General features: G+C 67.3%; 23 protein-coding genes and 1 riboswitch. Of the genes, 11 read left to right on the top strand and 12 right to left on the bottom strand.

The genetic code is table 11. The annotated features are described in order from the left end of the window. Positions 1-6: 6 nt before the first annotated feature. The 5 genes from ACWMMN_RS23820 to ACWMMN_RS23800 form a co-directional block, all read right to left on the bottom strand. Positions 7-1872, bottom strand: a complete 1866-nt coding sequence (locus tag ACWMMN_RS23820) for a phosphoenolpyruvate carboxykinase (GTP) (RefSeq protein WP_059240488.1) — start codon at positions 1870-1872, stop codon at positions 7-9. A 526-nt stretch (positions 1873-2398) separates the two neighbouring features. Further along, positions 2399-3175, bottom strand: a complete 777-nt coding sequence (locus ACWMMN_RS23815) for a glucose 1-dehydrogenase (RefSeq protein ID WP_059240986.1) — start codon at positions 3173-3175, stop codon at positions 2399-2401. Between the two features lie 94 nt (positions 3176-3269). Next, positions 3270-4025, bottom strand: coding sequence for an SDR family NAD(P)-dependent oxidoreductase (locus tag ACWMMN_RS23810; protein ID WP_059240487.1), 756 nt, complete (start codon positions 4023-4025; stop codon positions 3270-3272). A 9-nt stretch (positions 4026-4034) separates the two neighbouring features. Continuing rightward, on the bottom strand, positions 4035-4901 hold the full coding sequence (locus tag ACWMMN_RS23805) for an SDR family NAD(P)-dependent oxidoreductase (RefSeq protein ID WP_059240486.1): 867 nt from the start codon (positions 4899-4901) through the stop codon (positions 4035-4037). Positions 4902-4951: 50 nt separating this feature from the next. Continuing rightward, positions 4952-5452 carry a nuclear transport factor 2 family protein gene (locus ACWMMN_RS23800; RefSeq protein WP_174992120.1) on the bottom strand — a complete coding sequence of 167 codons (501 nt, stop codon included), beginning with the start codon at positions 5450-5452 and terminating at the stop codon, positions 4952-4954. 192 nt (positions 5453-5644) lie between these two features. On the opposite strand from ACWMMN_RS23800, the gene ACWMMN_RS23795 reads away from it, so the two are divergent. Together ACWMMN_RS23795 and ACWMMN_RS23790 are read left to right on the top strand one after the other, a co-directional pair. Continuing rightward, positions 5645-6157, top strand: a complete 513-nt coding sequence (locus tag ACWMMN_RS23795) for a nuclear transport factor 2 family protein (protein WP_486424037.1) — start codon at positions 5645-5647, stop codon at positions 6155-6157. A 50-nt stretch (positions 6158-6207) separates the two neighbouring features. Next, positions 6208-6924, top strand: a complete 717-nt coding sequence (locus ACWMMN_RS23790) for an EthD domain-containing protein (protein WP_059240484.1) — start codon at positions 6208-6210, stop codon at positions 6922-6924. A 72-nt stretch (positions 6925-6996) separates the two neighbouring features. On the opposite strand, the gene ACWMMN_RS23785 is transcribed toward ACWMMN_RS23790, so the two are convergent. Then, the gene (locus ACWMMN_RS23785) at positions 6997-8580 is read right to left on the bottom strand and encodes an isocitrate lyase (RefSeq protein ID WP_059240483.1); all 1584 of its coding nucleotides are present in this window, start codon (positions 8578-8580) and stop codon (positions 6997-6999) included. 404 nt (positions 8581-8984) lie between these two features. Here ACWMMN_RS23785 and ACWMMN_RS23780 point away from each other — a divergent pair, with 404 nt between their 5' ends. The 4 genes from ACWMMN_RS23780 (at position 8985) to ACWMMN_RS23765 (ending at position 11520) form a co-directional block, all read left to right on the top strand. Continuing rightward, positions 8985-9494: a YbaK/prolyl-tRNA synthetase associated domain-containing protein gene (locus ACWMMN_RS23780; protein WP_059240482.1), complete on the top strand. Its 510-nt coding sequence runs from the start codon at positions 8985-8987 to the stop codon at positions 9492-9494. Beyond that, entirely contained in the window at positions 9491-10129 is a 639-nt protein-coding gene (locus ACWMMN_RS23775) for a helix-turn-helix transcriptional regulator (RefSeq protein ID WP_059240481.1), read from the top strand. Before ACWMMN_RS23780 ends, ACWMMN_RS23775 begins: the two co-directional genes overlap by 4 nt. A 50-nt stretch (positions 10130-10179) precedes the next feature. Beyond that, positions 10180-11154 carry a threo-3-hydroxy-L-aspartate ammonia-lyase gene (locus ACWMMN_RS23770; protein WP_059240480.1) on the top strand — a complete coding sequence of 325 codons (975 nt, stop codon included), beginning with the start codon at positions 10180-10182 and terminating at the stop codon, positions 11152-11154. 117 nt (positions 11155-11271) lie between these two features. Next, positions 11272-11520, top strand: coding sequence for a hypothetical protein (locus ACWMMN_RS23765; protein WP_059240479.1), 249 nt, complete (start codon positions 11272-11274; stop codon positions 11518-11520). A gap of 42 nt (positions 11521-11562) precedes the next feature. Here ACWMMN_RS23765 and ACWMMN_RS23760 read toward each other — a convergent pair whose 3' ends face one another. The 5 genes from ACWMMN_RS23760 to ACWMMN_RS23740 are packed head-to-tail and all read right to left on the bottom strand — an operon-like array spanning position 11563 to position 15302. Then, on the bottom strand, positions 11563-12387 hold the full coding sequence (locus tag ACWMMN_RS23760) for an SDR family NAD(P)-dependent oxidoreductase (RefSeq protein ID WP_059240478.1): 825 nt from the start codon (positions 12385-12387) through the stop codon (positions 11563-11565). 5 nt (positions 12388-12392) lie between these two features. Continuing rightward, positions 12393-13268: an SDR family NAD(P)-dependent oxidoreductase gene (locus ACWMMN_RS23755; protein ID WP_342704917.1), complete on the bottom strand. Its 876-nt coding sequence runs from the start codon at positions 13266-13268 to the stop codon at positions 12393-12395. 30 nt (positions 13269-13298) lie between these two features. Next, positions 13299-14291: an NADP-dependent oxidoreductase gene (locus ACWMMN_RS23750; protein WP_256086343.1), complete on the bottom strand. Its 993-nt coding sequence runs from the start codon at positions 14289-14291 to the stop codon at positions 13299-13301. Positions 14292-14335: 44 nt separating this feature from the next. Further along, positions 14336-14968, bottom strand: coding sequence for a Dabb family protein (locus ACWMMN_RS23745; protein WP_256086342.1), 633 nt, complete (start codon positions 14966-14968; stop codon positions 14336-14338). After that, positions 14958-15302: a hypothetical protein gene (locus ACWMMN_RS23740; protein ID WP_174992115.1), complete on the bottom strand. Its 345-nt coding sequence runs from the start codon at positions 15300-15302 to the stop codon at positions 14958-14960. The genes ACWMMN_RS23745 and ACWMMN_RS23740 overlap by 11 nt, the downstream gene beginning before the upstream one ends. Positions 15303-15468: 166 nt before the next feature. On the opposite strand from ACWMMN_RS23740, the gene ACWMMN_RS23735 reads away from it, so the two are divergent. The 4 genes from ACWMMN_RS23735 to ACWMMN_RS23720 all read left to right on the top strand — a co-directional run bounded on the left by ACWMMN_RS23735 (position 15469) and on the right by ACWMMN_RS23720 (position 20669). Next, the gene (locus ACWMMN_RS23735; RefSeq protein ID WP_256086341.1) at positions 15469-16527 is read left to right on the top strand and encodes an AraC family transcriptional regulator; all 1059 of its coding nucleotides are present in this window, start codon (positions 15469-15471) and stop codon (positions 16525-16527) included. Positions 16528-16616: 89 nt separating this feature from the next. Then, positions 16617-16809: riboswitch (cobalamin riboswitch) on the top strand. Positions 16810-17024: 215 nt separating this feature from the next. Continuing rightward, complete coding sequence (locus ACWMMN_RS23730; protein WP_486424036.1) at positions 17025-18953, top strand: TonB-dependent receptor domain-containing protein; 1929 nt, start codon at positions 17025-17027, stop codon at positions 18951-18953. 131 nt (positions 18954-19084) lie between these two features. Beyond that, entirely contained in the window at positions 19085-19636 is a 552-nt protein-coding gene (locus ACWMMN_RS23725) for a TetR/AcrR family transcriptional regulator (protein ID WP_486424035.1), read from the top strand. A 22-nt stretch (positions 19637-19658) separates the two neighbouring features. Continuing rightward, positions 19659-20669 carry an alpha/beta hydrolase gene (locus ACWMMN_RS23720; RefSeq protein ID WP_256086339.1) on the top strand — a complete coding sequence of 337 codons (1011 nt, stop codon included), beginning with the start codon at positions 19659-19661 and terminating at the stop codon, positions 20667-20669. Between the two features lie 14 nt (positions 20670-20683). Here ACWMMN_RS23720 and ACWMMN_RS23715 read toward each other — a convergent pair whose 3' ends face one another. After that, positions 20684-21322 carry a LysE family translocator gene (locus ACWMMN_RS23715; protein WP_256086338.1) on the bottom strand — a complete coding sequence of 213 codons (639 nt, stop codon included), beginning with the start codon at positions 21320-21322 and terminating at the stop codon, positions 20684-20686. A 116-nt stretch (positions 21323-21438) separates the two neighbouring features. Here ACWMMN_RS23715 and ACWMMN_RS23710 point away from each other — a divergent pair, with 116 nt between their 5' ends. Further along, positions 21439-21900, top strand: coding sequence for an Lrp/AsnC family transcriptional regulator (locus ACWMMN_RS23710; RefSeq protein WP_174991136.1), 462 nt, complete (start codon positions 21439-21441; stop codon positions 21898-21900). Positions 21901-22221: the final 321 nt, after the last annotated feature.

Raw genomic sequence — 22221 nt, 5'->3', positions numbered from 1 at the left:
GGATCGTTACGCGCCGAGGCGCTGCTCGATCTTCATCATCGTATCGGTCATTTCAGCCGGCAAACGCAGCTTCAGCGTATCGAACAGCGCTGCATGCAGCTTCAGCTCCTCGCGCCATTCGTCGGCGTTCATCGACGTCACCGCGTCGAACTGGTCGCGCGTGAAATCGAGGCCGTCCCAATGCAGGTCTTCATACGCAGGCGACACGCCGAACGCATGCTCGCCGCCGCCGCCGGTGCCTTCGAGACGATCGAGCATCCACTTCAGCACGCGCATGTTCTCGCCGAAGCCCGGCCACACGAACTTGCCGTTCGCGTCCTTGCGGAACCAGTTCACGCAGTAGATCTTCGGCAACGTCGCCCCCGTGGCTTCGAGCTGCTTGCCGAGTTTGAGCCAGTGCGCGAAATAATCGCTGACGTTGTAGCCGCAGAACGGCAGCATCGCGAACGGATCGCGACGCACGATACCCTGCTGGCCGACCGCGGCGGCCGTCGTTTCCGAGCCCATCGTCGCGGCCATGTACACGCCTTCGATCCAGTCGCGCGCCTCGGTCACGAGCGGCACCGTCGTCGAGCGGCGGCCACCGAAGATGAACGCGTCGATCGGCACGCCGGCCGGATTCTCCCAGTCGCCGTCGATCGACGGGCACTGCGCGGCCGGTGCGGTGAAGCGCGAGTTCGGATGCGCGGCCTTGCGGCCCGTTTCCTTGCCGATTTCCGGCGTCCACGGGTTGCCTTGCCAGTCGGTCAGCTTCGCGGGCGGTGCGTCGGTCAGCCCTTCCCACCACACGTCGCCGTCTTCCGTCAGCGCGACGTTCGTGAAGATCACGTTGCCGGTCAGCGTCGAGATCGCGTTCGGGTTCGTCTTCACACCGGTGCCCGGCGCCACGCCGAAGAAACCGGCTTCCGGATTGATCGCATACAGGCGGCCGTCGCGACCGGGTTTCAGCCACGCGATGTCGTCGCCGATCGTCGTGACCTTCCAGCCGTTGAAACCCTGCGGCGGGATCAGCATCGCGAAGTTGGTCTTGCCGCAGGCGGACGGGAACGCGGCCGCGACGTGATACTTCTTGCCAGCCGGCGACGTCACGCCGAGGATCAGCATGTGTTCCGCGAGCCAGCCCTGGTCGCGGCCCATCGTCGACGCGATGCGCAGTGCGAAGCACTTCTTGCCGAGCAGCGCGTTGCCGCCGTAGCCCGAGCCGAAGCTCCAGATCTCGCGCGTTTCGGGGAAATGCACGATGTACTTGACCGGATTGCACGGCCACGGCACGTCCTGCTGGCCGGCTTCGAGCGGATGACCGACGCTGTGCACGCACGGCACGAATTCGCCGTCCTCGCCGAGCACGTCGTATACGTCGCGGCCCATGCGCGTCATGATCCGCATGTTCACCGCCACGTACGGGCTGTCGGACAGTTCGACGCCGACGTGCGCGATCGGCGAGCCGAGCGGGCCCATCGAGAACGGCACGACGTACAGCGTGCGGCCACGCATCGAGCCGCGGAACAGCCCGTTGAGCGTCTCGCGCATTTCGGCCGGCTCGATCCAGTTGTTGGTCGGGCCGACGTCGTCGCGCGAAGCGGCGCAGATGAACGTGCGATCCTCGACGCGCGCAACGTCCGACGGATCGGATTGCGCGAGATACGAGTTCGGGCGCTTCGCCGGGTTCAGGCGCGTGAGCGTGCCCTGGTCGACCATCGCCTGGCACAGCGCGTCGTTTTCTTCCTGCGAACCGTCACACCACACGACGCGCTCGGGCTCCGTCAGTGCCGCGATGCGCGACACCCAGTCGATCAGCTTGCGATGTTTGACGAAAGCCGGCGGAGCGATCAGCGGGCCGTGTGTTGCTTCGGCCATAGTGTTTTGCGACATGGGAATGTCTCCAGATTATTGGGCGGGGATGGGGGGTGCGGGGCGAGCCCGCGAGATGGGGTATGCGATTGGAGCGCAGGAGGAGACAGCACGCAGGACGGGACGCGCGAGCGGAGCGCGCGTCGATGCCGCGATGCGTGCGAGAGAAGGTGAAGTCTCGTTAGAGGGTGCGAACGCGAGTTTCGCCATGCAAGCAACCTGCCATACAACTCCATTCCGGCCAGCATACCATCGCCGTTATTGGACGGACGTTGCGTTGCAACAAGAAACAACTGTGACCGCGGGCCGGCACGCCCGTTGCGAGCCGGTCTTTTTCGACGGCGCCGTTGCGCGCGCTTTGGGGACGAAACGGCCGGAACGTCCGCCGGCCGTGGGTTTCGCGGGCACGGCAATTTCGCTGTGCCGTCCCCGCGTGACGCAAACGCGAATGCGCGCCGGGCGAATTCACGTTTTCGCTACTCAGGCAAACCCTGAATTAGGTTGCGTACACAAACATCCGGATTGAATGCCCGATGCACGCCCCCGCTCAAAACGGTGCGCCGGGCAATCCGGGGTAATACGCGCCCGCCGCCATCCCGCCGTCGACGGCCAGTTCCGCGCCGTTGCAATACGACGCCTCGTCGCTCGCGAGGAACAGCGTCGCGCGCGCGATTTCTTCGGGCAATCCGACGCGCTGCTGCGGCACGTTCGCGTAGTGCTTGTTGATTTCCTCGAGTGGCGCGCCGGTCGGATTCGACATCGCGGTGTTCACGCCGCCCGGATGGATCGAATTCACGCGCACGCCCTGATGGCCCAGTTCGAGCGCCGCGACCTTGGTCAGCCCGCGCACGCCCCATTTGCTCGACACGTACGCCGCCAGCGCATTCACGCCGCGCAGCCCGTCCACCGACGAGATATTGACGATCGACCCGCTCTTCTGCGCAATCATGCGCGGCGCAATCGTGCGGATGCCGACGAACGTGCCGACGAGATTGATCGACACCGCGCGTTCGAAATCGCGTTTCGACAGCTCGGTGATGCCGCCGAACGTCAGCACGGCCGCGTTGTTGACGAGCACGTCGATGCGGCCGAACTGCTCGACGGTCGCCTCCGTCACGCGCACCCAGCTCGCTTCGTCGGCCACGTCGAGCCGCATGAAGCGCGCCGCGTCGCCGAGTTCGCGCGCGAGCGCTTCGCCTTCCGCGTCGAGCACGTCGCCGATCACGACGCGCGCGCCCTCTTCGACGAACAGCCTGCACGTCGCCGCACCCATGCCGCGCGCGCCACCCGTGACGATCGCCACCTTTCCTGCCAGTCGACCCATGTCGTTCTCCATTCGATTCCGGTTTGCCGGCCGCCTTGCGCATGCAAGCGCGCAGTTGCCGAATTCATGATTGGTTGGTACCGGCTGTGCGCCATCAGCCCCAGTAGGCCTGCCCGCCATCGAGCGGCAACGTCGCGCCCGTCAGGTAGGCGGCATCGCGACTCGCGAGAAACACGATCGCGCGCCCGATGTCCTGCTCGCAGTCGCCGACGCGACCCAGCGGAATCGTGCGGAAGAATGCCGCGGCTTCCTGCGGATTCGCCTCGACCCAGCCTTTCAGGCCCGGCGACAGCGCATGCGGCGCGACCGCGTTCACGCGGATGCCGTCCGCGCCCCATTCGCATGCGGCCGCGCGCGTCAACGCACGAATCGCTTCCTTGGTTGCCGCGTATGCGCCGTACCCCGACGCATCCCAGCGCACCGCGGCCGACGACGCGAAGTTGACGATTACGCCGTCGCCCTTCAGATGCGGATGGCACGCGCGCATCATCCGCAGCGTCGCGATCGGCCCCGATTCGAGCCCCGCCATGAAATCCGCGTCGGTCACGTCGAGCAGGCGGCCGAGCGGCACGACCTGCGCGTTGTTGACCAGGATCTGCACGCCGCCGAGCCGTTCGGCGACAGCATCGACGCACTGTGCGATCTGCGCGGCGTCCATCACGTCGCACACGAACGGCTCCGCCACGCCGCCGCGCGCGTGGATCGCCTCGCAAGTGGCAAGCAGCTTGTCGCGCGTGCGGCCGACCACCGCGACGTGCGCGCCTTCGGCCGCGAGCGCATGCGCGACGCCCTGGCCGACGCCCTGCCCTGCGCCCGTCACGAGCGCGACCTTGCCCTTCAGGATGCCCATGCGCGCTCCTTAAGCGACGATCGCCGGATGCGCCTGCACGGGCCCGCCGAGCAGTTCGCGATACGACGGCGGCTGCTTGCCGTCGAGATCGGCAATGCCGTACTGCAGCGCGGCTTCCGCACCGACGAGCACTTGCCCCGACAGCGCCATGCGCTGCGGATCGCCGTGAATCGCGTGAATCACGCGCCCCGTGAACTCCGGGCTTTCGGCGACGAGCGAGAACTCCTGGTACAGATCGGGGTGTTCTTCCCACACGCGCGTCGTGCGCTCGGTGCGCAGCGGGCCCATCCAGATCGACACGGCCGCGACGTCGAACGGCTTCAGGTCGACGGCCATGTCCTTCGCGAACTTGTCGACGCCGGATTTCTGCGCGCCGTACGCCGCGCCGTGCATGTAGCAGCTCGCGCCGAACGACGACGTGAACGCGATCAGCCCGCTGCGGCGCTTCGCCATCAGCGGTGCCGCATGCCAGCTCGCGACATACGCCGAGCGCAGCCCGACATCGAGGATGTTCACGAGGTCGAGCGACTTCTCCCAGAACGGGCCCGGCAGGATCAGCTGGTCGTGCAGGTAAGTCGCGTTGTTGACGAGGATGTCGAGCCGCCCGCAGTCGCGCTCGACGCGTTCGAACAGCGCCTTCACCTGGGCGTCGTCCGCGTGGTCGCAGGCCACCGCGATCCCTCGGCCGCCGAGCGCGTCGATCTCGCGCGCGGTTTCGTGGATCGTGCCGGGCAGCGGCGCATCGCCTTCGTTCTGCGAACGGCCCGTCACGTAGACGGTCATGCCGGCCGCGCCGAGCGCGCGCGCGATGCCCTTGCCCGCGCCGCGCGATGCGCCCGTCACGACGGCGACCGGCGCCTCGTGGTTCTGTGTCATGTTCGATGTCTCCTGTGGAATGTCCGCCACGACCGTGGCAATCGTGCGCGTCAGGCGGCCGGCGGCTGCGCGCCGGCGAACAGCACGCCGGGTGCATCGCCCTCGTAACGGACCGACAGCGTCGACGTGACGACGCAGCGCGTGGCCGCGATCTTCCATTCGCCGTCGACCTTCCGGTACGCGTCGTCGTAGTACGCGCCGAGCTGCGTGAGCGTGCGCGCGTGCGTGTCGATCATCTGGTAGTGCAGGCCCCACGTGCCGCGCGCATGCGTGTCGTCGAGCACGGCGATGTCGGGATTCACGCCGTGATGCATCTCGACGATGTGCGGATGGCAACCGAGCTGCTCGAACACGTCGACGAGCGCGTCGCGCGTGTCGAACGTGCCGATCCGCCCGTAGTCGATCTGCACGGGGCCGGCCACGAAGCAATCGCGCATCCCTTGCGGATCCTTGCGGTCGCAGCACGTGAAATAGCGCGCCTTCAGCCGGCGGATCGCGTCGGCGTCTTCGAGCCGGCGCACGCGCGTTTCCAGCGATTCGATGAGGGTCATCCCGTCTCCTTGTTCGGTGCTGGCGCGGTTCGAAGGCCGCGTCGATGCCACGTTACCGCCGCGCGATGCATCGGCCATCACCCGTTCGGATTAAGCCGGCGGTTCATGTGTATTCCGCTTTCGTCCGAACAGACGATGTGATGCGGGCGGCTTCGTTCCTACCATCGAACAACACCACCACGAGACACGGCGATGGACGACACGACCCGCACGCTCCACGAGTACGAGCAGATCCGACAATTGAAGTACCGGTATTTCCGCGCGGTCGATACGCACGACTGGGTGCTGCTCGCGGCGTGCCTGACCGAGGACTGCGAGGCGCGGCTGTATGGCGGCCGTTATGCGTACGACGGCCGCGACGCGTTCGTGTCGAGCCTGCGCGAGCTGATCGGCAAGCCGACTTTCCTGACGATGCATCACGGCCATCACCCGGAACTCACGCTGGTGTCAGCCGATCACGCGTGCGGCGTGTGGTTTCTCGAGGATCACGCGATCAATCTCGAGGACAACTACCTGTTGCACGGCACCGCGTTCTACGACGACCAGTACGTGAAACGCGACGGCGTGTGGCGCATTCACGCGACGCGTCACGAGCGGCTGTTCGAAACCGTCACGTCGCCGATCCCGCCGTCGCTCACGCTGACCGCGAACCGGTTCGCGCCGGGCGCGCATCAGGCGGCCGGATCGACGGCAACCGCTTCCTGAACCCCGGCGGCAACGCCGCCGATCCCGTCATTCCCTCTGGAGCCGGAACAATGGAGAAAGTCATTTACGTGTTGTGGCGCGATACGCAGGCCGCGCCCGATCGGTGGAACCGCACGGTGCGCGCGCAGCTCGCCGACACGCTGCTGTCGCTCGGTGCGCACGGCGTGCAGGTGAACGTCGTCGATGAAGATGTCGCGCCGGCCGCCGGCCTGAAGCAGACCAACACGCACCCGGGCATCGACGGGATCGTCGCGGTGTGGATGGACAGCGCGAACGCGAGGTTCCGCCAGCCGTTCGACGAGGCGGTGCGCGCGGCGGTCCCGCACATGGCCGCGTACCTCGTCACCGAGTCGCAGCCGATTCCGAACACGCGCTTCCCCGCGCGGCCCGGCGAACGCACGACCGGCTTCTCGCAGCTCGCGTTCCTGAAGCGGCCGCCGCGTCTCACGCACGAAGCGTGGCTCGACGTGTGGCACGGCCATCACACGCGCGTCGCGATCGATACGCAGGACAATTTCCTGTACGTGCAGAACGTCGTCGTGCGTGCGCTCACGCATGCGGCGCCCGGCTACGACGCGATCGTCGAGGAATGCTTCCCGGCTGCCGCGATGACCGATCCGCACGCGTTCTTCGATGCGGTCGGCGATGAGGAGAAATTCCAGCGCAACGTGGCTGAAATGATGGACAGCTGCGGGCGCTTCATCGATTTCGACAAGATCGACGTGGTGCCGACGAGCCAGTACGTCGTGAAGGCCGTGCGCGGATAACGCGCCAGGATCGAGCGGATAAAAAAACGCCAGCCCCGGGGGGCTGGCGTTGTGCTTCGGTTCTGACGACGATCAGAACTGGTTCATCGTGTTGTCCTTGCCCGCCGCCTTGAGCGCCGCGTCGCCGCTGAAGTATTCCTTGTGGTCGTCGCCGATGTCCGAACCGGACATGTTCTGATGCTTCACGCAGGCGATGCCCTGGCGGATTTCCTTGCGCTGCACGCCTGCCACGTAGCCCAGCATGCCCTGGTCGCCGAAGTATTCCTTGGCCAGGTTGTCGGTCGACAGTGCAGCCGTGTGGTACGTCGGCAGCGTGATCAGGTGGTGGAAGATGCCTGCTTCACGCGATGCATCGGCCTGGAACGTACGGATCTTCTCGTCGGCCAGTGCCGCCAGTTCCGTCTGGTCGTATTCCACGCTCATCAGCTGCGCACGGTCGTAGGCCGACACGTCCTTGCCTTCTGCCTTCAGCGCGTCGTACGCCTGCTGACGGAAGTTCAGCGTCCAGTTGAACGACGGGCTGTTGTTGTACACCAGCTTCGCGTTCGGGATCACCTTGCGGATCTCGCTGACCATGCCGCCGATCTGCGCGATATGCGGTTTTTCGGTTTCGATCCACAGCAGGTCGGCGCCGTTCTGCAGCGACGTGATGCAGTCGAGCACGCAACGCGCTTCGCCCGTGCCGGCGCGGAACTGGAACAGGTTGCTCGGCAGGCGCTTCGGACGCAGCAGCTTGCCGTCGCGCTTGATGACGACGTCACCGTTACCCAGTTGGTCGGCCGACAGCTCTTCGCAATCGAGGAACGCGTTGTACTGGTCGCCCAGGTCGCCCGGCGTGGCCGTCACGGCGATCTGCTTGGTCAGGCCGGCGCCCAGCGAGTCGGTACGGGCGACGATGATGCCGTCGTCCACGCCCAGCTCCAGGAACGCGTAGCGGATCGCGCGGATCTTCGCGAGGAAGTCTTCATGGGGCACCGTGACCTTGCCGTCCTGATGGCCGCACTGCTTCTCGTCCGACACCTGGTTTTCGATCTGGATGCAGCAGGCGCCCGCTTCGATGAACTGCTTGGCCAGCAGGTAGGTTGCTTCCGCGTTGCCGAAGCCGGCGTCGATGTCGGCGATGATCGGCACGACGTGCGTCACGTGGTTGTCGATCTTTTCCTGGATCGCAGCCTTGGCCGTCGCGTCCTTCGCCGCATCCAGCTCGCGGAACAGGCCGCCCAGCTCACGGGCGTCGGCCTGGCGCAGGAACGTGTACAGCTCGCGGATCAGCGCGCTGACCGAAGTCTTTTCGTGCATCGACTGGTCCGGCAGCGGGCCGAACTCCGAGCGCAGCGCGGCGACCATCCAGCCCGACAGGTACAGGTAACGGCGTTCGGTGCTGTTGAAGTGCTTCTTGATGGAGATCATCTTCTGCTGGCCGATGAAGCCGTGCCAGCAACCCAGCGACTGCGTGTACTTGGCCGGGTCGGCATCGTACGCGGCCATGTCGGCGCGCATGATCTTCGCGGTGTACTTCGCGATGTCCAGGCCCGTCTTGAACTTGTTCTGGGCACGCATGCGAGCGGCGTACTCGGGGCTGATGGCATTCCACGCGGTGCCGTGGTTTTCCTTCAAGCCAGCCACTGCCTTGATGTCGTCTTGGTACTGGGACATGTCAATCTCCTGGGAACGAAGCGCATTTGAGTAAAGGGTTCAGCCTGCCCGCTTCGTGTGACGAAGCGAACTGCATGGACTCAATATTAATCCTGTCCGGTGCGCTTTCGGACAAGTCTTATATAAGACATAAGATATAAATTTTCCTTGTTTTTCAATGAGATAGCCGATCGATTTTGCGATGCAAAACAAGTTTTCAAGCGGCGAAAAGGAGACGCGACGGGAATTCCGCGCGCATTTCGCAATGTGAAAAGACCTTTCGCAGTTGGAGAAAGGCCGGGCGCGGCGGCGCCTGCATTCGCCACATCGCATGACAAAACGTCTATACTTGGACAATCCATCGACAGCGAGCCGGCAGGCTCGCGCCACGTGCGCCGCGATGCGCCCCCCCTGCCCGGAGCGACATGAACGACACTCCCGTTTTCGACACGCTGTGCGATCTGCTGAATACGTCCGGTGCGCGCTTCCGCGTGCTGGAACATCCGGCGGAAGGCAAATCCGACGTGATCGCCGCAATCCGCGGCACGCGCCCCGAACAAGGTGCGAAGGCGATGCTCTGTACGTTCAAGGACGGCGGCGACACCGCCGCGCTCGCCGTGATCCCGGGCCATTTGAAGATCGACTTCCGCAAGGTTGCCGATGCGGTCGGCCGCCGCAAGGCGACGCTCGCGTCGCCCGATGTCGCGGCCGCCGTCACGCGCTGCGTGATGGGCGCCGTGCCGCCGTTCGCGTTCGACGCGAACGTGACGCTCGTCGTCGATCCCGCGCTGGTCGAGCGCAACGCCGAAATCGCGTTCAACGCGGGCCGCCTCGACCGCTCGGTCGTGCTCGACTCGGCCGACTACGTGCGGATCGCGCGCCCGCTGCTGGCCGACATCACGCGGCCGGAATCGACGGACCAGGACAACGCATGAGCACGAACCGCAAACCGCCGCTGACGGAACAGGCGTCGCTGATCGAGCAGGTGCAGCACATCGCCGAAGGGCTCGGCGAGATGTTCGCGCCGTTCACCGAGGTCGTCGTGCACGACCTGCGCACGCCCGAGCACGCGATTCTCGCGATCCACAACAACCTGTCCGGACGCGCGGTCGGCGATCCCGCGACCGAGCTCGGCCTCGCCCGCATCGCCGACGACGATTTCCCGCAGGTGCTCGCGAACTACCCGAACCGCTTCGCCGACGGCCGCACCGCGAAAAGCACGTCGATCGGCATCAAGGATTCGACCGGACGCTACGTGGCCGCTCTGTGCCTGAATGCCGACGTCACGTTGTTCCGCGGCTTCCAGGGCATGCTGAACCAGTTCTGCCGCACCGACGGCGAGACGGTCGTCGACACGCTCGACCCGGCCGGCGCGGACGCGATCCGGCAGCGTATCGACACGTTTGCGACGCGCCTCGCGACGACGCCGCGCGAGCTGAAGACCGACCAGCGCCGCGAGCTGATGCAGACGCTGAAGGCCGACGGCTTCCTCGAGGTGCGCCGCGCGATGGAAATCGTGTCGCAGCATCTCGGCGTCTCGCGCGCGACCGTCTACAACGATGCGAAGTGATGCCGGCGCGCGGCTTTCCAGTTGACTGACCTTTCCGACCTCGAGCAACCATGAACTCTCCGACTCTCCCCACGTACGACGACGTCGCCGCCGCCGCGGCCCGGCTCGAAGGCCATGCGCACCGCACACCGGTGATGACGTCGCGGACGGTCGACGAAGCGCTCGGCGCGCAGGTGTTCTTCAAGTGCGAGAACCTGCAGCGCATGGGCGCATTCAAGTTCCGCGGCGCATTCAACGCGCTGTCGCGCTTCAACGCGGAACAGCGCCGCCACGGCGTCGTCGCGTTCTCGTCCGGCAATCACGCGCAGGCGATCGCGCTGTCGGCACGCATCCTCGGCATTCCCGCGACGATCGTGATGCCGCAGGACGCGCCGGCCGCGAAGATGGCCGCGACGCGCGGCTATGGCGGCAACGTCGTGACCTACGACCGCTATACCGAGGATCGCGAGCAGATCGGCCGCGATCTCGCGGAAAAGCACGGGCTCACGCTGATCCCGCCCTACGACCACGCGGATGTGATCGCCGGCCAGGGCACGGCAGCCAAGGAACTGTTCGACGAAGTCGGCCCGCTCGACGCGGTGTTCGCGCCGCTCGGCGGCGGCGGGCTGCTGTCGGGCACCGCGCTGTCCACGCGCGCGCTGTCGCCGCACGCGACGCTGTACGGCGTCGAGCCCGAAGCCGGCAACGACGGCCAGCAGTCGTTCCGCTCCGGCGCGATCGTCCGGATCGACACGCCGCGCACGATCGCCGACGGCGCGCAGACGCAGTACCTCGGCAACCTGACGTTCCCGATCATCCGCCGCGACGTCGACGACATCCTGACCGCGACCGACGCGGAACTGGTCGACTGCATGCGCTTCTTCGCCACCCGTATGAAGATTGTCGTCGAGCCGACCGGCTGCCTGTCGTTCGCCGCCGTGCGGCGGATGAAGGACGCGCTGCAGGGCAAGCGCGTCGGCGTGGTGATCAGCGGCGGCAACGTCGACCTCGAGAACTTCTGCGCGCTGGTGTCGGCACCGGCATGACGCAGGCGGCGCACATGAATATCCTGTCATCCGTGCGCCGATGCGCCTTCACGACGCGTTAAGTTTCGCGCCCTAGACTGATTAGGTTGTCCCGCAGTCAGTCGTGAAGGAGCCACCATGAACACGCACGCGATCGTCGCCGCCACCCTGGCGGCCGCTTCCCTTTCGGCGCTCGCTCAACCGGGCATGACGTCGCCCGGTTCCCCCGCCACCGCTTCGCGCGATGTCGTCGCGCAGGTCACGCACCGTTCGCCCGGCGCGCTGCCGCCCGCCGGCTTCGTGCTCGCGAAGATCGATCAGAACAATACGCCGCCCGATCGCGGCGGCGACCCGGGCGGCCGCACGCACGCCGGCACGCACATGTGACGGCGCGCGCCGGGCGCCGCTGCCGCGCCCGGCCGCCGGCATTCAGAACGACGGCAGCGACGGATCGCGTGCGGCGAGGATGTCGTCGGTGCGCCGCTGCAGCGCGCCGTCGATCGTCTCCGGTTGCGGAATCAGCCAGTAGCGCCCTGCGCGGATGCCGTCGAACACCCGCTCGGCAAACGCGTCGGGCGTGAGCCCGTGCGCGTTCAGCATCGAGCGCATCGTGTCGACGAAACCCTGCACCTCGGGCCGGTCGTGCGCGGCGCCGAACGGATCGTTGAAGATGCCCGACTGCACGGGGCCCGGCGCGAGCAGCGACACGCCGACTGGCGCGCCGAGCATCTTCAGTTCGCCGTACAGCGATTCCGTCAGCGCGACCACCGCGAATTTCGTTGCCGAATACGGCGACATCAGCGGGCTCGGCAGGAAGCCGCCGACCGATGCGGTGTTCACGACCCGCGCCGGCACGTTGCGCTCGAGCATCCGCGGCACGAAGCTGCGGATCCCGTTCAGCACGCCGTGCACGTTGATCGCGAAGCTGCGCTCGAAGCGTTCCGGCGTGATTTCCCAGCTGAAGCCGGTCGCCATCACGCCCGCGTTGTTGAACAGCAGGTCGACGCCGCCGAAGCGCCGCCATGCGGCTTCGGCCAGCGCGTCGACCGCTTCCGGCCGGCTCACGTCGGTCGGCACGCACAGGACGTCGGTATCGAGCGTCGCGGCGAACGCGTCGAGTTTCGCCGGGTCGAGATCGGCCAGCACGACGCGCATGCCGAGCGCCGCGGCATGGCGCGCCAGCCCGCTGCCGATGCCGCTGGCCGCGCCGGTGATCACGGCGGTGCCGCCGTCGAAGCAAATCGAATTCGTCATGTCAGTCAGCGTCCTGTGGGGTCGATGAGGGGATGCGCATACTCGGGAATCACCGGTGGCGGCAACGATGTGCGGCCGTCGAGCGAACGCACCGCGAGTTGCTGCGCGAGCGGGAAATGCAGGCTGTGCGTGACGAGGCCCGTGCGTTCGCGCGCCGGCAGGCTGCACAGCGCGAGGGCGGTTTCGGCGAGATACGCGACGTCCTCGGTCGGATAGCCTTCGGGGATGTAGCGGGCCGCGCCCGGCGTGCGGATCGCGGTGCTCGGCGCGACGAGGTTCACCGCGATGCCGTCGGCTTCGAGTTCGGCCGCGAGCCCCTGCGTGAAGCGCGACAGCGCGGCCTTCACCGCCGCATAGACGGTCGCGCCGCCCGCGCGCGAAAAATCGTCGAACGGCCGCAGCGGCGGCAGCGCCGTCACCGAGCCGACGTTGACGATCCAGCCCGCGCCGCGCGCGCGCATCAACGGGATGGCGGCCTGCGCCAGCGCGAACGGGATGCGCAGATAGTGCTCGATCGTCGTGTCGAACATCGTCATCGGCATCGCGTCGACGCACGCGTAGTCGGCCACGCCCGCGTTGTTCACGAGGATGTCGAGGCCGCCGGCGGCCTGCGCCGCGCGCCCGACGAGCGCGTCGCGCTCGGCCGCGTCCGACAGGTCGCCCGCAAGCGCGATCGCACGGCCGCCGGCCTGTTCGATCAGCGCAACCGTTTCGGCGAGCGTGCCGGCGGTGCTGGCCGATTGCGTGAGGCTGCGCGCCGTCACGACGACGGTCGCGCCTTCGGATGCGAGGCGCTGCGCGATCGCGCGGCCGATGCCGCGGCTCGCGCCCGTCACGAGCGCGCACTTGCCCGCGAGGATCCGGGATGGGGTGTCGGTCATGATGTCTCCAGTCATTTCGATGCGTGTTGTTCAGCCCGCGATATCCGCAACGTGCAGCACGAACTTGGTTTTCGCCTCGCCCGTTTGAACGAGATCGAGTGCGCGGGCCGCCTGTTCGAGCGGGAAACTGTCGAAGCGCGGCACGCGCAACGCGCGCCGGCCGAGCCGTTCCGCGATCGACGCGAGCGTGGCGCCGCTCGGCATCCGGCTGTAGGTCAGCGCGACCTGCAGCCCGCGGCGCGCGGCTTCGGCGCCGGTCGCGGCCGACCGTTCGGCGTCGCCGGCCGCGAGCGTCATGATGTTCACGAGCGTGCCGCCCGGTGCGAGCAGGTCGAGCGCATCGGGCAGCGTGCCGCCGCCGACCGCGTCAAGCACGAGGTCGATGCCGCCGGGCGCCCACGTGCGGATGGCGGCGTCGATGTTCCCGGCGCGATAGTCGATGGCGATCTCTGCGCCCAGCGATTCGACCGTGTCGCGGTTGCGCGCCGAACACGTTGCCGCGACCCGCGCGCCGGCCTGCGCCGCCAGCTGGACCGCGAACGTGCCGACCGCACCCGCGCCGCCATGCACCAGCACGGTTTGTCCGGCACGCAGCCCGCCGTCGTCGAACAGGCCGGCCCACGCGGCCAGCGCGGGGGTCGGCGTCGCGGCCGCTTCCGCAAGACTCACCGCGTCGGGCAAGCGCACGACCGAGTCGTGGCGCACCGCGACGTATTCCGCATACGCACCCCAGCGCCCCGCGCCAACGTCGGTCTGCGCGAACACGCGCATGCCGGGTTCGAACCCGGCGACGCCGTCGCCGACCGCTTCGACGATTCCCGCCGCATCGAAACCGATCACGAACGGGAACGTGTACTGCATGAACGCGCCGAGAAAGCCTTCGCGGCATTTCCAGTCGGCGGGATTGACGCCCGCGTACGCGACGCGGATCAGCACGTCGCCGGGGCCCGGTTTCGGCGCCGGCACGTCGGCCAGCCGGAAGGCGTCGGAATGACCGACGCGGTCGATCAGAAGCGCTCGCATCTTCGTGTCTCCAGTGGTGTTGTCGGTTGGGTGTGCGCGGCGCTTCACGCCGCCGTGTCGGCCAGCAGGCTCGACGCGAGCGGACAGAACGCATGCGAGATCGCATCGACCGTCCAGTCGGGGCTTTCGGCATCGAACCGGCGGTCGACCCAGCCCCAGTGATACGGATGCAGCAGGTACTCGCCGAGCAGATCGTCGACCTGCGCGAATTCCTGTTGCCACACGTGCGTCCAGGCGCCGGGGGTTTCGATCCGGTTCAGGCGCCAGTTGCGGATGCCTGGCATGAACGCGGGCATGTGCAGCAGTTCGTGCTCGAGCGAGGCAACCTGTGCTTCGCTTGCCTGCGGGCGTACCCGCAACATCAGCGTGCGCCACACGCCGTCGCGTAACGCGGGTTCGCGCAGGCCGCCGCCGATCGCGCGGCACGCCGCGCCGTCGAGGCGCGCAATGCCGGGCAGTTGCGCCAGTGCGGCGAAATCGGCTGCGGAATCGGCGGATCGTTCCTCGCGCAGCACATCGAGCGTGTAGTCGCCCGCGCCCCAGCAGCCTTCCAGATTGCGCGCGAGCGTCACGCGTTTCGCGCCCGGCAACGCCTGCGCGGCCTCGCGCAATGCGTGCTCGATCGCTTTTGCAGCGTGATCCGTCAAAACGAATACCTGCGCGGTGTCATGCCGCATGGTCGGCCTCCGTCAGCGCGGGCAGCGGCGTGTCCGCGTCCGTCATCACATGGCGGCGGCGCGCATCGCACAGCCCGTCGACCGCCATCCAGAACGCCACCACGTCGCCATCGGTCATCGCGCGCATCCGGTAATAGGAATACGCATCGTCGACCTGCCACGTCAGCCACAGCGTGCTCGGCTGCCCCGGCACCGCGACGGGCGGCGACACCCAGCGGCCGGCCGCCGTCAATCCGCGTGCCGCATGGCCCGGCAGATAGCGGTCGCGCAGCAGCGCGAGCACGTCGGGAATGCGCTCGGGCGCGAGCGTGATTTCGTCTACGATCTGGATCATTCGCGTATCGTCCGTGGTCGTTCGGGTCGGGATGGCTGGCCGGCCTACGCCGTTCCGGCGAGGCCGAAGCCGGCCGGCGTGGATAGCATTCTTGCGTGGGGGCAGCTCAAGAACCCCTACCGGCCCGCTCACCGGCCCCTGTCGCAGCGATCAGATCGGGAGACTCATGAAACAGCGTGTATTGCCGGCGAGCGGACGCGTGCTGCCGGGTCTCGACGCGCGCCTGCTGAGCGAACTCACGCGCAGCGGCGCGCCGCCGGCCGACCGCACGGCGCAACCGCAGCAAGCGGCGACGACGCCGGGCGGCTTCGTCGCGCTGTACCGCGACGCGATCGTGCGGCTCGAGGCGCAGGTCGCGCGCGGCAACGGCCATCCGCCGATGCGCAAGCAGGAAGTCGACCTGATGTGCCGCTGCCTGCTGAGCTGTGCGACGCTCGCCGACGCGATCCGCTGCGCGCGCGACTTCTGCGAGATGCTGACGCCGCGCGCCGGCGTGCTGTCGCTCGCGGTGCGCGACGGCCACGCGACGTTCCGGATGGACTCGCTGCGTCGTACGCGCAGCCCGGCCGCATGCCTCGTCGACTTGACCGGCCTGTTCTGCTATCTGCAGCTGTTCGGCTGGCTGATCGGGCAACCGCTGCGGCCCACTGGCGTGTGGCTCGGCCATCCGCGCCGCGACGACGCGGTGCCGCTGCTCGGGCTGTTCAACGCGCCGGTCGACGTCGGCCGGAAAACCTACGGCTTCGCGTTCGACGCGACGCGGCTCGATTGCCGCGTGATCCGGCAGCCGGGCGAGCTCGACGCGTTTCTCGTCGACTTTCCGTTTCGTCTGATCGATGCGGCGCCGGCCGTCGTGTCATGGGCGCAGCAGGTGCGCGGTTTTCTCGATGCGGCGCTCGCGCGCGAACAGGCGCTGCCGGCGCTCGCGGAACTGGCCGCGTGGCTCGGCGTCAGCGACGCGACGTTACGGCGGCGGCTCGCGGCGGAAGACAGCGGCTATCACGTGCTGCGCGAACAATGCCTGGCCGATGCGGCACGGCGATGCCTGCACGAGACGGACTGGCCGATTACGCGCGTGGCCGCGTATCTCGGCTTCGGCGGCGAAGAAGCATTCCGGCGCGCGTTCGTGCGCTGGACCGGCGTCGCGCCGAGCCGGTTCCGGCGCGAGCGCTGGGCGCCCGATCACCCCGATTCTTCAGACGAAAAACACGACACCGGCGCATAAGCGAAAGGATTCGGAAAGCAGTTGCCGGGTAATGACGTTTTTTCGCATCCCCGCGCGGCGCGGCAATTGACGCGCCCGAGCGCACGCCATTACCCTTGCGCGCTGATGGTTCCCGGAGACGGGATCAAAAGGGAACGCAGGAGGGGCAACGCCTCGAAACTGCGGCTGCCCCCGCAACTGTGAGCGGCGAATCCGTGCCACTGCATGCCACTGGGAAACCGGGAAGGCCTGCACGGATGACGACCCGCGAGCCAGGAGACCTGCCATCGACCCGAGGTCCAGCAGCCGCACCGGGCGGGGTGTCCCGATGCGCAAGCACCGCCGTTGGCGGTCGCCCGTTGCATGGACGACCCGACCTCAGGATCCGTCAGATGCCCTTCGTTCCCGAATCCGCTTCCCAGCCGGAAGCGTCGCACCGACACGCCGTCGGCATGCACAACCTGCCCGCCCTTCGCTCGCGACCGCCGTACGCGCAACACGCCTTCTCCCGCTGTCTCATGAACATTCGCCATCTGCTCGCCACGTCCGCCGCCACCGCGCTGCTCGCCCCGATCGCCCATGCCGCCGGCGACACCGCGCTCCAGCAGCCGCCCCAGCCGGTGGAAAGCGTCGACCTGCCGACGATCAGCGTGACCGACACGCGTCGCCTGCCCGAATCGTTCGACGGGCGCTATGCGACGACCCAGGTCCTCACGCGAACCGACCTCGACCGGCTGTCGCCGAGCGACCCGAGCATCACTCAGGCGCTTGCGACGCTGCCCGGCGTGACCGTTTCGCAGAACGGCGGCCCCGGTTCGTCCGCATCGGTCAGCATCCGCGGCTCGTCGGCGAGCCAGGTCGCCGTGTTCATCGACGGCATCCGCATCGGCTCGCCCACCACCGGCATCGCGCCGTGGGCCGACCTGCCGACGGAAGCGTTCGAACGGGTCGAAGTGATCTCGGGCCCGGCCGCCGCGTCGTTCGGCGCCAACGCGATGGGCGGTGTCGTGCAGCTGTTCACGCGCCGCTCGTCGAGCCAGCCGAACCAGACCACCGTGTCGTTCGGCGGCGGGTCGAACAAGACGTTCGACACGCAGTTGCGCACGTCGGGCACAGTGCCGTCGACCGGGCCGCTCGCCGCGCTCGGCGGGCTCACCTACTCGCTCGGCCTGCACACGTACAACACGGCCGGCATCGATTCGACGCGGCCGGTCTTGCCGTATCACGAGGACGGCCGCAATCCGTATCACGCGCAGGATCTCGATGCGCGCCTCGGTTACGCGCGCGACAACTGGTCGGTCTCGACGTTCGCGCTGTATCACCGCTCCGACCTGTCCTACGACAACAGCGGCTATCCGAACCGCCAGCTCGATCACCAGCTGACGACCGGTCTCGCGTTCCATCTCGACATCACGCCCGATACGCAGTTCGACCAGTCGTTCGGTTATGCGAACGATCGCCAATTCCTCTACGCGAGCGATCCGGCCATCCCGACCGACCAGATCAATTCGCAGCGCATCAGCACGTCGACCTCCCTGACCCATCAGGAGCGCGGGTTCCACCTGTTCGGCCTGCCGCTATCGGGCGAGAGCAAGCTCGGGTACGACTTCACGCGCGAACAGGCGTTCCTGCCGATCGACGCGCCCGGCGGCATACCGACGCGCAACGACTCCGCGTTCTCGCTGCATCAGTCGGCCACGCTCGGCAGCGTGACGCTGTTCCTCGCGGGGCGTCGCGAGATCATCGCCGGGCAAGGCGTGAACACCGGCAATGTCGCGCTGTCGTGGGCGATCACGCCGGTCTATACGGCGCGCGTGTCGTACGGCAATGCGTTCCGCCTGCCGAGTTTCAACGACCTGTACTACCCCGGCTACGGCAATCCGAACCTCAGCCCGGAACGCAGCACGTCGGTCGAGGCCGCGCTCGACGCGAACACGTCGTACGGCACGTTCACCGCCGCGATCTACGACACGCGCGTCAGCAACCTGATCGCGTACAACCCGGCGACGTATTCGCCGATGAACATCGGCCGCGCGCATATCCGCGGGATCGACCTGTCGTACAAGGGGACGATCGGCCGCTACACGCCGGTGAGCGTCGCGATCGGCCTCCTGAATCCGCAGGACGAGACCCATGACAGCTGGCTCAACCGCCGGCCGCGCCAGACGGTCAGCCTGAACGTGGACCACACGTGGGACGAACTGCACCTGCACGCGCTCAGCACGGGGGCGTCGCTGAACTACGGCGGGACGACCTTCGACGATCCGGTCAACACGACGTACCTGCCGTCGTACCTGACCGTGAACCTGCGCGCGTCGTACCGGATCAATTCGCACCTGACGGTGTCGGCCACGCTGTCGAACCTGTTCGACCGGCAATACATGACCGCGTACGGCTACAACACGCTCGGGCGGACTGCGTTCGGCAAGGTCAGCTACACGTTCTGACGGCGCGTCGCCTCGGCGCCTGCGTCGCGGGCGCCGGCACGCACGGGAAATTGACATCGCAGCAAAACCTAATAGAATTAGGTTTTTGACTAACCTGCATAGCATCCGTCATGGCACGTGCCGGCATTACCATGGACAAGCTCGTCGAAGCCGGCGCGCAGCTCGCCGATGAAACCGGCTTCGAACAGCTCACCGGCGCAGCGCTCGCGCGGCATTTCGACGTCAAGCTGGCCAGCCTGTATTCCCATATCCCGAGTTTCGACGACCTGAAGAGCCGGATCGCGCTGTTCGCGCTGCAGGAGCTCGCCGATCGCGCGACCGACGCACTGGCCGGCCGCACCGGCAAGGACGCGCTGGCCGCGCTCGCGAACGTCTATCGCGACTATGCACGCGCGCATCCCGGCCGCTTTGCGGCCGCGCGCCATCCGGTGAGCGCCGAGCGCGCCGCCGGGAGCGCGGGCGGCCGGCTCGTGAGGATGACCTCGGCCGTACTGCGCAGCTACGACCTGCCGGATGCCGAGCAGGCCCATGCGATCCGCCTGCTCGGCGGCTTCTTCATGGGCTACGTGACGCTCGAAGGCGCCGGCGGCTTCTCGCACAGCGCGCCGGATTCCGATGCGTCGTGGTCGCGCAGCCTCGATGCGCTCGACGTGATGCTGCGCCACTGGCCTTCGGCCGCATGACGCGCCGGCTGGAATTCAAGCGATGAAAGACAAACCTGACGGCGTCGTACTGGCGAGCCGTGTCGTGCCTTTCCCGGCATCGATCAGCGACGAAGCGCGAAGCGCGTTGCAACGACTCGTCGGCAACGACGGCGTGCCGCTGAATGCGCTGCACGTGATGCCGGCGCTGGACGATCGCGACGCGTGGATGCGCGTGAAGGCGGCCGCCGATGAGCACTACGCGGCCGCCGTCGAGAAGCTCGCCGGGTATCTGCGTTCGAGCGTCGAGACGATCCGCGCCGGCCACGCGGACGTGCATGTCGCGACGCCCGAAGCGCCGGTGTCCGATGCATGCGCCTACATCGACCTGCACGGCGGCGCACTGATCGTCGGCGGCGGCGCCGCGTGCCGCGCCGGCGCGCAAATGCAGGCCGACCGGCTCGGCATGCGCTGCTACGGCGTCGACTACCGCATGCCGCCCGGCCATCCGTATCCGGCCGCACTCGACGATTGCATCGCGACCTATGCGCACGTGCTGGCGCGCCACGCGCCGGAAAACGTCGTGATCGGCGGCCGCTCGGCCGGCGGCAATCTCGCAGCCGCGATGGTGCTGCGCGCCCGCGACGAAGGCTTGCCGCTGCCGGCCGCGCTGGTGCTGCTGTCGCCGGAAGCCGACCTGACCGAATCCGGCGACAGCTTCGAGACCAACCGGCTCGTCGATGTCGTGCTGCCCGCGTCGCTGATGCCGAACAACCTGTTGTACGCGAACGGCGCCGATCTCGCGCATCCGTACCTGTCGCCGCTGTTCGGCGATTTCGCCGCCGGCTTCCCGCCGACGTTCATCCAGAGCGGCACGCGCGACCTGTTCCTGTCGAACGCCGTGCGCCTGCATCGCGCGTTGCGGCGCGCGCAGGTGCCCACCGAGCTGCACGTGTTCGAAGGGATGCCGCACGGCGGGTTCATGGGTGCGCCGGAGGACATCGAGCTGAGCCAGGAGATCGCGCGCTTCGTGCATGCGCATTTGCCGGCGCTGCCTGCCGCAAGCACTCGCTAGAACGGCGCCCCGCGTCAGGACCCGAGCAGGCCGCGCACACCCGCGACCAGCTGGATCGCGCCGAATACCGCGATGACGGCGGCCGACACGCGCGACAACCCGTGCATGAACGCGAACGACAGCTTCGTGCGCAGCGCCGCAGTCGCGCTGCTCAGGCACAGCCACCACGTGGCGGAACCGATGAACACGCCGGCGACCATCCACGCCACGGCCGGCCACATCGCGCCTTCCCGCGCAGCCTGCAGCGGGCCGAGCGCCGCGAAAATCCCGATGAACGACACGATCGTCATCGGGTTCGACAGCGTGAGGCCGAACGTCGTCAGGAAATCGCGCAGGACGGTCGTGCGCGGCAGGTCGCGTTGCACCGCCGACGCGGCCGGCGCCTGACGCCCGATCGTCCACGCGAGCCACACGAGGAACGCGCCGCCGCCAATTTTCAGGCCGACGGTCAGCATCGGGAATGCGGTGACGATACCCGCGATGCCGAGCGCACCGAGCAACCCGTAGATCGCATCGGCACACGCGGCGCCGATGCCCGTCGCGAACCCCGCCTGAAAGCCGCGGCTCAGGCTGCGCTGAATGCACAGCATGCCGATCGGGCCGACCGGCACCGCGATCGACAGCCCCATCACGACGGACTTGATGAACAACATTGCCTGCTCCTTGCGACATCCCGCGGGTTGAACAGGCATCGTAGGGAAAGTCCGGTCATCGCTGAATGCGGTTTTTAAGGAAAAATGGGGGCTCCACCTTAAAAAATCCCGCCGCGATGGATGATCTGGACTGGAAGGTACTGGCGCTGTTGCAAGCGAACGGCCGCATCAGCTATACGGAACTCGCGCGTCAGGTTCACCTGTCGGTGCCGGCGGTGACGGAGCGCGTGAAGCGCCTCGAGGCGTCCGGCGTCGTCGAGGGTTACACGGCCCGGATCAATCCGGCCGCGGCCGGCTACCCGGTGAGCGCGCTGATCGGCATCACGGTGCCGCAGCCGGCCAAGGCGAAATTCCTCAAGCTGCTGGAGTCGATTCCCGAAGTCGTCGAATGCCGTCACGTGACGGGCGCGGATTCGTACGTGATGCGGTTCGTCGCAACCAGCATGACCCATCTCGAACAACTGATCGAGCGCATCAACCTGTACGGCGAAACGCGCACGTCGATCGTCATGTCAACGCCCGTGCCGGTGCGCGGGCTGGCACGGCCGCCGTCGAAGGTCGACGGCACCCGCGCCTGACCTGTCGATCGACACGGTACGGCCGGCCTCGTCGCGACCGTCGCGAGTGGCGATGACCGGCCGATCTCCGGCCGGCGGCCGGCCATCCGACGTGCCCGGGACGATCGGCACGCGCCGGTTACTTACCGGTTACTTACCTGCTACTTACCTGTTACTTACCTGTTACTTACCTGTTACTTACCTGTTACTTACCTGTTACTTACCTGTTACTTACATGTTACTTACCGGTTACTTGCCGGTTACTTGCCGGTTACTTGCCGGTTACTTGCCGGTTACTTGCCGGTTACTTGCCGGTTACTTGCCGGTTACTTGCCGGTTACT

It is taken from the genome of Burkholderia cepacia complex sp. TUM26381, assembly GCF_057439935.1.
Note: the sequence above shows the minus strand (reverse complement) of the source record. Positions and strands in the feature narration are given on the sequence as shown.